11 protein-coding genes are annotated in these 13,378 nt (G+C 58.5%); 3 read left to right on the top strand and 8 right to left on the bottom strand.

All coding sequences use genetic code 11. The features are described 5' to 3' along the window. Nucleotides 1-124 precede the first annotated feature (124 nt). The gene (locus VDP61_RS16745) at nucleotides 125-517 is read left to right on the top strand and encodes an SgcJ/EcaC family oxidoreductase (RefSeq protein ID WP_323008003.1); all 393 of its coding nucleotides are present in this window, start codon (nucleotides 125-127) and stop codon (nucleotides 515-517) included. Nucleotides 518-979: 462 nt separating this feature from the next. On the opposite strand, the gene VDP61_RS16740 is transcribed toward VDP61_RS16745, so the two are convergent. Then, a complete protein-coding gene (locus tag VDP61_RS16740) occupies nucleotides 980-3,403 on the bottom strand; it encodes an FAD-dependent oxidoreductase (RefSeq protein WP_323008002.1) in 2,424 nt (807 codons plus the stop codon). 54 nt (nucleotides 3,404-3,457) lie between these two features. Further along, nucleotides 3,458-4,981 carry a trimethylamine methyltransferase family protein gene (locus tag VDP61_RS16735; RefSeq protein WP_323008001.1) on the bottom strand — a complete coding sequence of 508 codons (1,524 nt, stop codon included), beginning with the start codon at nucleotides 4,979-4,981 and terminating at the stop codon, nucleotides 3,458-3,460. Nucleotides 4,982-5,085: 104 nt separating this feature from the next. On the opposite strand from VDP61_RS16735, the gene VDP61_RS16730 reads away from it, so the two are divergent. After that, complete coding sequence (locus VDP61_RS16730) at nucleotides 5,086-6,006, top strand: LysR family transcriptional regulator (RefSeq protein ID WP_323008000.1); 921 nt, start codon at nucleotides 5,086-5,088, stop codon at nucleotides 6,004-6,006. Nucleotides 6,007-6,188: 182 nt separating this feature from the next. On the opposite strand, the gene VDP61_RS16725 is transcribed toward VDP61_RS16730, so the two are convergent. Both VDP61_RS16725 and VDP61_RS16720 read right to left on the bottom strand, forming a co-directional pair. Continuing rightward, nucleotides 6,189-6,770, bottom strand: coding sequence for an HD domain-containing protein (locus tag VDP61_RS16725; RefSeq protein WP_323007999.1), 582 nt, complete (start codon nucleotides 6,768-6,770; stop codon nucleotides 6,189-6,191). Further along, nucleotides 6,767-7,909: a TauD/TfdA family dioxygenase gene (locus VDP61_RS16720; RefSeq protein ID WP_323007998.1), complete on the bottom strand. Its 1,143-nt coding sequence runs from the start codon at nucleotides 7,907-7,909 to the stop codon at nucleotides 6,767-6,769. The genes VDP61_RS16725 and VDP61_RS16720 overlap by 4 nt, the downstream gene beginning before the upstream one ends. 91 nt (nucleotides 7,910-8,000) lie before the next feature. On the opposite strand from VDP61_RS16720, the gene VDP61_RS16715 reads away from it, so the two are divergent. Next, nucleotides 8,001-8,825 (top strand): LysR family transcriptional regulator, encoded by an 825-nt coding sequence (locus tag VDP61_RS16715; protein ID WP_323007997.1) that lies wholly within the window; start codon nucleotides 8,001-8,003, stop codon nucleotides 8,823-8,825. Nucleotides 8,826-8,889: 64 nt separating this feature from the next. Here the strand turns inward: VDP61_RS16715 and VDP61_RS16710 are convergent, their stop codons facing one another. From VDP61_RS16710 to VDP61_RS16695, 4 genes are all read right to left on the bottom strand, one after another. Next, nucleotides 8,890-10,893: a putative 2-aminoethylphosphonate ABC transporter permease subunit gene (locus VDP61_RS16710; RefSeq protein ID WP_323007996.1), complete on the bottom strand. Its 2,004-nt coding sequence runs from the start codon at nucleotides 10,891-10,893 to the stop codon at nucleotides 8,890-8,892. Nucleotide 10,894: 1 nt separating this feature from the next. Next, nucleotides 10,895-11,986, bottom strand: coding sequence for a putative 2-aminoethylphosphonate ABC transporter ATP-binding protein (locus VDP61_RS16705; RefSeq protein ID WP_323007995.1), 1,092 nt, complete (start codon nucleotides 11,984-11,986; stop codon nucleotides 10,895-10,897). A gap of 77 nt (nucleotides 11,987-12,063) precedes the next feature. Next, a complete protein-coding gene (locus VDP61_RS16700) occupies nucleotides 12,064-13,086 on the bottom strand; it encodes a putative 2-aminoethylphosphonate ABC transporter substrate-binding protein (RefSeq protein WP_323007994.1) in 1,023 nt (340 codons plus the stop codon). A 25-nt stretch (nucleotides 13,087-13,111) separates the two neighbouring features. Next, nucleotides 13,112-13,378, bottom strand: a 267-nt coding sequence (locus VDP61_RS16695) for a hypothetical protein (RefSeq protein WP_323007993.1), incomplete at its 5' end; no start/stop codon positions are given.

The raw sequence follows: 13,378 nt of genomic DNA, 5'->3' as shown, positions 1-13,378 counted from the left end.
TGGGATATGCTGGCAGTGGCCGTTCCCCTGCCAGGAAAAATCAAGCCCGCAAACCCTTGCCCCGCGCCAAACGCACCGGGGGCAGCGCAACCCTGAACAATCCGGGCCAGGGGGCGCAACGGGCATGACAGCCACAACAGCCGAAGAATTTCCACGCGTATTCGCCAAATATTGGGGCGCGCGCGATGCCGCTGCGCTGGCGGGCCTGATGGCCGAAGATGCCGATATGCTTAGCCTGACTGGCGGCTGGGCCGAAGGGCGCAAGGCCATAGAGGCCCTGCTGACCGAGGAGTTGCTGGGCGGGTTCAGCCACTCGCGGCTGGTGACCGGCAAAACCCGCCTGCGGGTTCTGGGCCCCGGTGCTGCGGTCTTGCAACAACGCTTTGTGCTGTCGGGCTTGGTGGATTCGGCAGGGCGCGATATTGGCCGCACCGGCGCAATCTTGATTGCGGTGCTCGTTGCCAGGGCTGGCGGTTGGCACGCGATAACCCTGCAATTTTCAGCGGTTGAGGGCTAGCGCGTGTCGGGCTTAATCGGCCTCATATCCTGCAGCTTTCAACAAGCTGTGCATTCCTGACGGCTGAACAGGGTGCAGACATGGCCAACAGCCTGCCAAAGCGGTTCATATGTTCGGGCAACGGCCGTTCGGATTTCGGGCCTTCACCTTTGAGAAAACCATCTCGATTGGATTGAGATCAGGCTTACAGGGGGGGCCAAGTACAAGCACCGACATCGCCGGGGTGCAAAGTCGGTGCAAGCTGCGTTTTCATCTAAAGGGCGAACAACTCGGGGTGCATGGCCCCCTGATCATCTGCGGCCGCACAAAGCGGCGCCATCAAGTTTTGGACACGTCTGGCAACCAGCGCAGATCAAAGCGTTTCACCGTGAACCTGACCGTATATCGCGCCTGTCATCAAGGATTTCAAAGCGTTATGTGATGGCCCGTGTTTCAAGTCAAAGGCGAAACGCCACAGGCCCTTTACACGCGAAGCCGTTCACCGGCCGGGTCATAGGCGCATCGGTCCATGACTTTGGCCCGGCTTCGTTTTCCAAAGGCTTCAATCTCGACCTCGGTCAGGGTCATGTCGTCCCCCTGCAAATAGGCAAAGACAATCGGCGCGCCGATCGTATGCCCAAAAGCACCGCTCGTTGTCATGCCGATCACCCGCCCCCCGCTGATCACCGCTTCAGAGCCATAGACGGGCAAAGGATCATCCAGTCGGAACTGCATCAGCCGCCGCTCAACTCCGCGCTGTTTTTGCGCCAACAACGCATCGCGCCCCTGAAAATCGCCTTTCTTCAGCGCGACCGCAAAGCCAAGCCCTGCCTCCAGCGGGCTGTCATCGGGGGTGATATCAGCGCCCCAGTAAAGATACCGCTTTTCCATGCGCAAACTTGAAATCGCCTTGTATCCGACGTTGACTATGCCACAGCTTTCCCCTGCGTCCCACAAACGGCCATAGACATGCGCTGCATATTCCGGGGCAACATAAATCTCCCAACCCAACTCGCCCATATAGGTAACCCGTGCGGCCATAACCGGGGCCCAGCCGATATGAAGGTTGCGGCAGGTCATGTAGGGAAAATCGGTGTTGGCAACATTGTCTTGCGTCGCACATTCCAACACTTGCCGCGCCAGCGGGCCACACAGGTTGATAACCGCATAGCCCGACGTCACATCCTGCATCACCACAGAGCCGTCCCGTGGCATATGGCGCGCGATCCAGTCACCGTCGCGGGTGCCAAAGCCGGAACCGGTGACCACAAGAAAGCGGTCCTCGTCGCGGCGCATGATCGTAAGGTCCGATTCAATCCCGCCACGGGGGTTCAGCAACTGGGTATAGACCACCGCCCCCGGTGCCTTGTCGATATTCCCGGCCGCAAGCCATTGCAGATAGGCCGCTGCCCCCGGCCCCTTCACCTCGAACTTGCTGAATGAGGATTGGTCGATAAGTGCCACGCCCTCGCGCACCGCCCGACATTCGCGCCCCACAACGCCCGCAGAGGCCGATTGTTCGAATGTTTCCAAAGGCGGCTTGGCTTCACCGGCCTGCAAGAAGTAATTTGGCCGCTCCCAGCCAAATTTCACCCCCATTTCAGCCCCTTGTGCAATCAGCGTGTGGTGCAGCGCCGAGCAACGCAGCGGCCGGCACGCCGAGCGCTCCTCCTCTGGCCAGGCGACGGCGTAATATTTTGAATAGGCCTCGATCGCGCTGGCACGCAGGTATTCCAGCCCGGTGTGCGGTTGACCGAAACGACGTAAATCAAAGGCCCAGAGGTCCATTCCGGGGTCGTTGTGCAAGATCCAGTTGCTCATCGCCCGCCCGACCCCGCCTGACGCCGCGATGCCAGAGGTAAACCCACAGGCAATGAAAAAATTGTCAAGCGTTCCGGCCACGCCCATCACCGGCTCACCATCCGCCGAGATCGGAATGGGGCCATTCACGACGGTACGGATTCCAAGCTGGTTCAGGATGGGGATGCGCGCGCTTGCCCCTTCGATCACCTCAGCGATACGGTCCAACTCTGCGCCGAACAGTTCCTGCCCGAAATTCATCGGCAGTTTGCCGCGGCCAAACACGGCACGGGTTTGCTTTTCCCAGCCCCCGATGGCCATTGCCCCCGGTTCGGGCTTTACATAAAAATTCGCGTCGGGGTCGCGTAGCGTTGGCAGGTTATCCGGGACCAGTGGCGATTTCTCGGTTACCAGATATTGATGTTCAACCACCGTCACGGGCAAATCAATGCCAGCCATTTCACCAAGCTGGCGCGCCCAAAGCCCGGCCGCATTGACCACGATTTCACAGCCCACCGCCCCCTTGTCCGTTTCCACCGCCGTGATGCGCCTGCCGCTGATCTTTAGCCCCGTCACCGCAGTATCTTCGATTATTCTGACGCCCCCGGACCTGGCCCCTTTTGCGTAAGCCTGTGTCAGCGAATAGGGATCAACATAGCCATCGCCTGCAATCCATGTCGCCCCTTTCAAACCCTGCACATCGGCCAGCGGGAACAGCTTTTTCACGTCATCGGGGCCAATCAGGTCCATGCCGAAACCATAGCTTTTGGCGGCTGTCGCGGCACGCTTCAATTCCTGCCAGCGCGCTTCCGAGGCCGCAAGCCGCAGGCTGCCGACGTTCCGCCAGCCCACATCCTGCCCGGTTTCTGCCCCGATCCGTGCACAAAGTTCGGCGCTGTACTGCATCAGGCGCGTCAAATTCACCTTGCTGCGCAACTGCCCCATAAGGCCCGCCGCATGCCATGTGGCCCCTGAGGTCAGCTTGCCTTTATCAAGCAACAAGACATCCTTTTCACCCGCCAAAGCAAGGTGATACGCGATAGAAGCGCCAATGGCACCGCCACCGACGATGACAATACGGGCATGGCTGGGAAATGTGGGGGCCATGTGAAAACTCCTTGCACGGCAGATAGGGATAAGATGCGCTTGGGGCGCGCCGCCTTAGGCGTGGGTCAGGGCGCGACGTCTTGACGTCATGCGCCGCTCTCGGCGCAGCCCGCCCGTTGCAATGCGCGGTGTCCAGCCTTCAGGCAGCGTTGCCTCTCCGGCGACGATGCCGGGAAAGGCTGCGCGAATACGGGCATCGGTTTGCGTGTCCAGCGCGGCGCGGTTCGGGCTTGTCAGGATCGACATCGCCTTGTCCAACGCCCGGTCATGGATAGAATGTGAGCCGGCCTCCGCCCAGGTTTCGCGCAGCTGGCGGTCGGCCATCTCTGGCATGAAGGTCGCACTCAGCATATCGCGCAAGGTCATGGCCGAATCTGCAAACATCCCCGCCGGGCCAATGCGCTTTATATCCTCGATCGCAAGCGCATCCTCGGAAAAATCAAACCCTGACCGCACCCGTTTGACCATTTGCGCAATTTCGTTGTCGATCACGACCTGCCCGAAATCAAACGACATCAGCGCATCCAGCAACCCCCCCATGACAATGAAATCAACCCCCGACAGCGCCCCGATCATCGGCGACATGCCCTTTTCAAACCCGGCTTGCGCATCTGAAATCTTGGCGTTTGTCAGCCCCAGATACCCGCCGGACGGCACATTGTAAAAACGCGCCATCTGGCAAACCAGCGCGTTCATGATACCCACCTCGATCCCGCCCGGCGCATAGGCCCCATCGCGAAGATCGGCAAAAACCGGAAGAAAGTTGTAAATCTGTTCGGTGCCGGGGCGCGACATCTGGGCAAGGCAGGCCGCAGCAAGCCACTCGGCATTGATCAGCGCCAGCATACCGGGCATGGAAAGCGGTGTATTGATGCCACCCATCGGCGCAACCGTGCCATAGGCCGTCACGCCGTTCTCGGCAAAGAACATCAAGTTCTCGGTGCTGTCGAAATCCATCGTCAGCGGGGTGACAATGGAACAATAGCCGAAATTGATAAAGGGACGTTCCCAAAAGGCCTCTGGCGACCCGGCGATCAACTCACCAAGTTTCAGGATCTGCCGCGCCTCATCGGTGTTAAGCACCGAGGTCCGCACCGGCTTCAGGCAGTTTTTGAGCGCCGGATAAAACCGTGACAGATTGAACTGATTTTCGGGGGCGTCATCAGCCAGAACCGAGATTGAGAAAACGTCGAAACCGTCAAGCTCGTTCACCACATGGCCGATGCGCGCAATATCGTGCGAGGTGGCGCGGCGGGTCAGGCCCGTGACCGGGTCCACGATGTCGGGGGCCGAACTTGCCGTGGCAATAACCGGCAGTTTTCTGGGAAAGGTCACGTCATAGCGCGGGTCGCGGCCGCGCAAAGTGATCGTCGGGGGTATCATCGCCCGATATTTTTCGACGACTGCGGCAGGCAGGCGCACACGCTCATTCGGCTCGTCAACAATCGCGCCATGTTCGGCAAAACGACGGCGCGCTTTTTGGTTGCGCACCAGCAGCCCGACCTCCTCCAAAATCTCAAGCGAGGCTTCATGGACGCGCACAACTTCTGACATCTCAAGAAAGGTAAAGAACTGCATGGCTTTCTCCCATCATCCCTGTAGCGAAAGTGTAGGGTAGAATTTCGCTTGCCGACAAACGGCAAATCCTGCTAGCTCACATTAGCATAGCTTATGTGAGCGCCATGGCGAACCGGCACCAACTCAACTCTATCCGAACCTTCGATGCCGTTGCGCGGCGCATGAGCTTTTCTTTGGCGGCCGAGGAGCTTTCGATTTCACAATCCGCCGTCAGCCAGCAGGTCCGTCAGCTTGAGGCGGATCTCGGCTCTGAGCTGTTCATCCGCCACAATCGTTCCATCTCATTGACTGAAAGCGGGCGCGCCTATTTCGGCGTGGTCCGTGAGGTGCTGGACAGGCTTGATGCCGTGACACAGCAATTATTTCCAAAAAAATCGGCGCGAACACTGACGGTGCGCTGTACACCCAGCGTGGCTGCGCTCTGGCTTTCCCGCAAGCTGCGCAATCTTGGGCAAATCATGCCCGATGTCGATGTGCGGATTATTACGCTGGAAAATTCGCTGGATGGACGGCACCGCGCCTGGGATATCGAAATTTTCCGGGGTCGCTTTCCCGAAGATACGGACGCCGACACCGAGAAACTGTGGGATGCTGAAATTCTACCGGTTTGCGCGCCAGCCTATCTTGCAAGCGTTGGCTGCGTTCATCTGCCGCAGGATCTGGCCCGATGTGATCTGATCCACACATTGGGGTATAAGAACGATTGGCACCGCTGGTTTCGCACATTCGCCCCAAGCAGCGCCAAAGCACCAACAGGCCTTGCGGTGGATGGCATGTTGATCGCGATTGATGCCGCCGAGAATGGCGATGGTATTTTGCTCGGTCGGCGCCCCCTTGTGGACCCCTATCTTGCTGATGGACGGTTGGTGCGGGTGTTTCAGGCCAATTATTCGCTGCAATCGACCTATCTTATCCGGGTCAATCACAAATCGGCAAGCTGGCGGGCGGCCCTTCGTTTGCGCGACCTTTTGCAGGCCAAACCCCTTGCCGCCGATAGCGCCGGGCGAACAGAGGGCGCACAATAAGGCGTTTCGAAAACAACGTGATACAGGGTTGATCGCCACTGCCCCACGGGCGGCCAGTGCGGCAGGGTATTGGCGATTTAGGTTTTTTTGACCAAACCCCATCGGGGCGGCCGCTTGCGCAACCGCCCCTTTTGTCGCAGGTCTGCAGGGTTTTCGGCCCGCCTCAAATCAAGGCAACGCCATTAGCGCACTGAATTACAATGGCTATCCACCACCCGCTGCACCATCGGCGCGAAATGCGCAAAGGGTGGGGTTTGCATATCGGCGTGTTTACCGGCCTCATCCAGATAGCGAACCTGAATAATCTGCTCCAGGTTGGGGTTGCGCTGAAATTCGGCCACTTCATCCGCATTCATCGGGCCGCCTTGCAGGCCAAGCGTATGCACCGAGGCAGCCGACAAGCGGTTAAAATACTCGGGCTTTGTTGCGCAAAGATAGCGTTTTGCGGCGACGTGATAGCGCACGCAATCGGTGACGAGGCTGGGGAAATAGGGGGCCAACACCTCGGCCCCGGCGTCTTCGTGGTGGCGGTCCTCAACGTCGTCGGGGTGATAAGTGCCGAATTCCGATGTGAAATGCCCGATGTCATGCAACAGGGCGGCGACGATAACCACCTCGGGGGCGTTGGCGCGTTCGGCAAGGGTCGCCCCTTGCAGCATATGCTGGGCCATGGTCACCGGTTCACCCAAGTATTCTTCGCCGCCACGCCGTTCAAAGATATCGCCCAGAAACGCAACGATGGTTTGCGCGGAAAGCTCGGTCATTCCGCGGCCTCCAGGGTGGTTTGCATCGCGGCAAGGGTAGAGTTCAACCCATCCCTGTCGGCATAGCAGCCCTGCAGCCACCGCGTTCCCGCCCCGCTATAGCCTTTGCGCGCGTGCAAAACCCGTGTGTTATCAAGCACAAAGCTTTCACCGGGGTTCAGCCGGAAGGTCACTTCCATCGCGGTATCGTCAATGATTTCGGCAAACCTGCGATAGGCGGCGTAATAGGCCTCCATATCCTCAAACGGCACATCGGTGATCGCCGCAGCCGAGCGGTTGTTGAACCGCACGCCGATCAATTCGCCATCCGGGGCCAGCTCGATCATCGGGCGGCGCGATTGCAGCCGCACCCCAGCCTCGCCCGCATATTCAAACCGGGCGCAGTATTTGGCAAGCAGCGCAAAGCCTTCGGGGCTTTCATCGCGCAGCCGCAGCGCACAGGCAAAGCCATCAACCACCATATTCTCACCACCCGCCGCCGAGGATTCCAGGCAATAGAGCACCTGCACCGTCGGGACCGGATCACGGTAGGGGTTGTCGGTATGGGCCTGCAGGCCAAGGCCGGTATAGGCGAGGTTGGTCGGGTTTACCTCGGTGCGCACCTCGAACTTGCGGCCATAATTGGTTTCACGGACATAGCCAAACAAGTCCACCACCTCAAACAAGGCGCCATCGTGCAACGGGCCATCGGTCAGCTTGCCAAAGCCATAGCGCGCGACTTGTGCCAGCCAGTCGCGTTTTGCACCCGCATCCGCCTGAATCTGCGGCAGGCTGGCCACCGGAACCGCGCCCATCAACCCCGCATTCCACGGCTCTATCTGTGGCGCTGTCCAGCCCGGCAACCGGGCCTTTTCGATGTCATAGCTTTGCGCCAGCAGGTCTGGGATGTCAAAGCTGACCGCCTTGTTTTCCGGTTGAAAAACCAGTTTCAGGTTGCGCCCCTCCACATGCGCCGTGCCGATATGGGTGTCGCGCGGAATATCAGCCAAGGTGATCAGCCGCTGCCCGTTGCCCGGCGCGCGGGTTTGCGCATCCCAAGCGTTGTCACGCAGCCATATCGCATGAAACCGCGCAGGCCGCTGCCCTGCTTGTGTCAGGGTCAAAACTTGCCCATCGGGGCCTAGGGTCACATCAAACATCATTGCCTCATCATTTGAATTCATTGGCATACTGGCGTGAAATCATATAAATACAATACATCAATACAGCGTCTAAGCAGTGGTTTTCCTTATGTCACAACGCCCTTTGCCCCTTGAATGGGTTCGCGCCTTTGAAACCGCCGGGCGCCTTGGCAGTTTCGTGGCAGCAGCCGAGGATCTGTCAATCACGCAGGCCGCCATCAGCCAACGCATCGGGCACCTGGAGGCGCGTCTGGGCGTGCGCCTGTTCCTGCGCAAGCCGCGCGGCGTGACCCTGACGGTTGAGGGCGAAGCATGGTTGCCGTATATCACCACCCATCTGCGCGCGATCCATCAAACGGCCGATGATCTGTTCGGCCATGGCCCCCGGCAGGTCACGATTGCGGCCAGCGCCTCGGTCATTCAGGCTTGGCTGGTTCCGCGCTTGGCGCATGTGCAGCCCGCCGACAGACTAAGTTTTTCCTTTTCCACCATGGTTCTGGCCGAGGATTTCGACAAAGGCGGCGGCGTTCAAATCCGCTATGGCAGTGGGCCTTGGCCGGGATACCGATCGGCCAGACTGTTTGACGAAGAGCTTGCCCCCGTCGCGCATCCCGATCAGGCACAGGGCGATTGGCACGCAAAACCGCGAATTTCGCTTTCGGGCCCAAGGCCAGGCTGGGCCGATTGGGGCCCCATCAGCGGCCCCGCACCCGAGCTGCGCTTTGACAGCTTCATCGCCGCACTGGCCGCAGCAGAGGCCGGGGCGGGTGTGCTGCTGGCGTCCTTGCCATTGGCGGCGGCGTCCCTGGCTGCAAGCCGTCCCTGGCTGCAAGCCGGGTGGTGCGGCTGGACGCACACAGCCTTCGCCCCTCCGCAAGCTATTGGATGCTGGCCCAGCCCGACCAATGTTCAGAGACGAAATGGCGCGCCCTGACCCAGGCGTTTTGCGAAGGCGGCGCCTGAAACGACCCCAAACCGTTCCGCCCCAGACGGCGCCCTCACCGCCCGCGCCAGCCTTGGGTTTTCCGCAACATCCGGCGTGAGGCAAACATATGCAGCAAGCGCGCCCCGGCATTGGTATAGAAAATCATCATCCCCATCGCTGCCGCAGGGGCAATATCGCCTGCATCATCCATGTTCAGCACCGCAACCGAGGCCAGCGCGGTATGGGTGGAATAAAGGAACACCACCGCCGACACGGTCGTCATCGCATTGACGAACAGATAGATTGAAATGTCGAGGATCGCCGGCAGGCAAACCGGCACAGTCACCCGCACGAACAGCCGATAGAACGGCTGACGCAACGAACTCGCCACCGGCTCAAACTCGGCGTCGATCTGCTTTAGGGCCGTCAAGGCGGTCAGGTGCCCCACGGTGTAGAAATGCGTCACGGTCGAGACGACCAGAATCGTCATCGTGCCGTAAATCGGATGCAAAGGGTTCGCCGGATCGTTGAAGAAAAAGATATAGGCCAGCCCCAGCACCATCCCCGGCACCGCCATCGGCAACATGGCCAAAAACTGGAAAACCCCGCGCCCGGTTCTAAATCCGTCGATCTTTTCCACCATATAGGCCCCGGTGAACACAATCACGGTGCCGAATACCGCCGTCATCAACGCAAGTTTGATCGAGTTGTAATAGGCCGCCCAGCCGCCGCCGTCAGTACGATTGAAATCGTAGTTCTTCAAGCTCAGACTAAGGTCATAGGGCCAGAACTGCACCAGCGCCGCGTATTGGCACACCAGGATAAGCCCCAGAATGAACACCGTCATCGCGCCGCACCACAGCAGGCACAGCGCGTCGAAATGCCTGTTGGCTTTCGGCTGATAGGGAACGGAGCGCGCCGACAGCAGTGACACCTGCTTTTTCTGAACCTGCCGGTCGACGATAAAGGCCAGCACAGCCGGAACAAGCAAGATCACCGAAACCACGGCCCCCATCTCAAAATTCTGCTGGCCGATCACCTGCTTATAGATGTCGATCGCAAGCACATTATATTGCCCCCCGATCACCTTGGGCAGGCCGAAATCCGTGATGACCAGCGTGAAGGTCACGAAAGCGGCAGAGATCAGCCCATAGCGCGCGCCGGGAATCGTGACCGTCCAGAACGTTCGCCATCTGCTGGCGCGCAATGAGTCCGCCGCCTCATACTGGCGTTGATCGGCAATCGACAGCGCGGTGGATATGATGATCATCGCATGCGGAAAGGTGAAAAACACCGAGCCAATGACAATTCCGATCGGCCCATAGATCGTTTGCCCCATCAAGACCGCTTTTATGACCCCCTGATTGCCGAACAGATAGATCAGCGCAATGCCGGGCAACAGCGATGGCACAAGGATCGGCATCATCGCGACCAGCTTGAAAAACCCTTTGAAGCGCATCATGCTGCGGTTCAGCGCATAGGCAAAGCCAAAGGCCGCCGCCACGGTCAGCACGGTGCTGATCAGCGCGATAAACAGCGAATTCTGGATTGATGAGAACAGCGCCGGGTTTGAAAAATACTCAAAATAGTTCTGCACCCCAACCGATTTGACAGGACGCAGGTTGATCCGGCGAAAGGTGTTGCCGTCGTATTCTTGCCATTCGGTCGTGTTTTGCAAATCAAGCCCGACCAGATAGGGCGCGTCCGGGTCAGTGCCACGCAGGCGGTATTTCACCGGGCTGCGAAAGCTGAAATCCGGGAATAGCGCCGTTGCAGCCAGCCGCCCATCCGATGATGTGCGCAGATCCTTGGCACCAAAAACCTTCAGCTCTGCGTTAATGGCGGCTGCCGATTGCGCAGGGCCGAAAGTGCCTGCCTCATCGCTGACCTGAAATTCATAGCGACCCAGATCAAAGCCATAGGTCACAAAGCTTTTCGACAGCATCGTATAAAGCGGCAAGGCCAGTGCCACGATCAAATACAAGGCGATCACGGCCATAAAGGCGCGCTTTATCATGCCGTCTCGGTCAAGCTTCAGCGTGACATTGCGCCCGGAAGGAAGGCTTGTGTCTGACATGTTATGTCCTTTCCGCAAACACAAGAACCCGCTCGGCAGGCAATTCCACTGCCATTTCAAGCCCCGGCTTCAAGTCCAGGCGCCGCACGGCGTTGATCGAGAAATTGGCGATCAGGTCTTGCCCGCCCAAAATATCCGATTGCAGGTGGCAGCGCCAATAAGACCCAAGGAATTCCATATCCATCAGCCGCGCAGGCAACAGGTTTGCGACCCCATCTCCGGCTTTGGTGGACAGATGTGGCACCACATCTTCTGGCCGGACCGCCACAGTCACAGCAGCCCCTTCCGCCACGCCTTGCATTTTGGTCGTCAGCGAAACCGAGCCAAGCGTGACGCGCCCGTTCTTATAGGTCGTGGCAACCTTGTTCGTCTCACCGATAAAATCGGCGACAAACAACGAGGCGGGTGCGCGGTAAATCTCGGCCGGGGTGCCGATCTGCTCAACCGTGCCGTGATTTATCACCACGATGCGGTCAGCCATCGAAAGCGCCTCTTCCTGGTCATGCGTAACCATGATCGTCGTCACCCCAAGCTTGCGCTGCAATTCCTTGATTTCATGCCGCAGATGCACCCGCACCTTGGCATCCAGTGCCGAAAGCGGCTCATCCAGCAGCAACAGGCCTGGATCAATGGCAAGGGCGCGGGCAAGGGCAATACGTTGTTGCTGGCCGCCCGACAGTTGCGCGGGGTACTTCTCGGCCTGCTCGGGCAAGCCAACCAGCGCCAGCAATTCAGCGACCCTGGCCTTTATGGCCGCCTTTGGACGCCCCGTGTTTTCCAACCCAAAGGCCACGTTGCGGGTCACAGTAAGGTTGGGAAACAGCGCGTAGGATTGAAACACGATCCCATAATCGCGCTTGGACGTGGGCAGGTTCGAAATATCCTGCCCTCCCTGAAAGATCTGGCCGCGCGTTTGCGGATCCAACCCCGCAACCGCCCGCAAAAGCGTGGTCTTGCCGCAACCCGATGGGCCAAGGAAACAGATGAATTCACCCTTGCCAATATCAAGATTGATATCTCTCAGGGCGACAAACTCACCGAATGCTTTCCATAGACCTTTGATTTGCAGGTAAGATTTGGATTTGTCTGACATGATGGGCTTTCTGAATAGGGCATGGGTTGGGGCACCGCAGCGCAGCGCCCCCAGGTTTCAACATCAAACGATTGGGTTCAGCCCTTGGGTTCGGACTTGGTTTCGTACCGCTTGGACCATTCCTCAAGGATTTTGGTGCGGTTGTTCGCCGCCCATTCGAAATCATTGTCGATCATCGCCTCGGTAATCCCTTCGGGGAAATACTCTACCGCCTTGGCGATGCCGGGAATACCAACCACGGCATAGCCGACATTGTACATTTCCATCGCCTTGGGTGTTATGCTCCAATCCAATAGCGTTTTGGCGGCCTCTTCGTTGGCGGTGCCTGCAACGATCGCAACCGCTTCCATATCCCAGCCAACACCTTCTGACGGAACGATAATGTCAATCGGCGCGCCTTCGGCCTTGGATTTGGCCCCGCGGAACGCAAAAGACACACCGATCACGGTTTCCCCCGCAGCGGCCATTTTACAGGGCTTCGACCCGGAATGGGTATAGGCCGCAATGTTCTGATGCAGGCCGTCCATATATTCCCAGCCCTTGTCCTCGCCAAATATCTGTAGCCAGGATGAAACGTCCAGAAAGCCCGTGCCAGACGAGGCCGGGTTAGGCATGACCACATGGCCCGCATATTCCGGCTTTGTCAGGTCCATCCAGCTTGTCGGCGCGGCCATGCCCAGCTTGCCGCCTTCGACCGTGTTATAGCAGACGGCCGCAACCCAGGCATCCATGCCAACCCAAGAGGGTGGGTTGTCGCTGTCTCTGAAGTTGGCAGACAACTTGTCCAACCCGGCAGGCGCATAGGGGGCCAGCATGTCTTCGGTCTTCAGCACCAAAAGCGAGGTCGCAGCAAGGCCCCAAACCACATCAGCCTGCGGATTGTTCTTTTCTGCCAAAAGCTTGGCGGTGATAACCCCGGTTGAATCGCGCACCCAGTTGATCTTGATATCCGGATGGTCTTGATTGAAGGTTTCCGCATAGCGGGCAAGGTCTTCGGCCTCAACGGCCGTGTAGACCGTCAATTGCGTTTCGGCCAGCGCAGCATTCGCGAACAATGCCGAGGCGGCAACGGTCAGGCATAGTATGGATGTCTTGGTCATGGTCATTCCCCTGTTGGGCTGGATGTTATCTGTCGGCGGTATTTTGGCCGGATTTTCCGGCATCTCCACCGTGGTTACTCAGGTCTTTTTGTCGTAGATCTGTAACAGCGCAGTGATATTTGAAATGAACTTTCGCGAAGGTAAGTCTGGAAACTACGCCTGAATAAGTAAAGTCTATTTTTCTTTTATATGTATAAATGAAAACGATACCTCCTATCTGCGCTGAGACTTGGGGGGCAACAAGCTGGCCACGGGCAAGGCCCACCCTGCGTCTCGCGCAGGGCAGTTTTTT

The organism is Pseudorhodobacter sp. (assembly GCF_034675685.1).
Classification (GTDB): domain Bacteria; phylum Pseudomonadota; class Alphaproteobacteria; order Rhodobacterales; family Rhodobacteraceae; genus Pseudorhodobacter.
The sequence above is the reverse complement of the archived record's forward strand: the minus strand, read 5'-3'. Positions and strand labels throughout refer to the sequence as shown.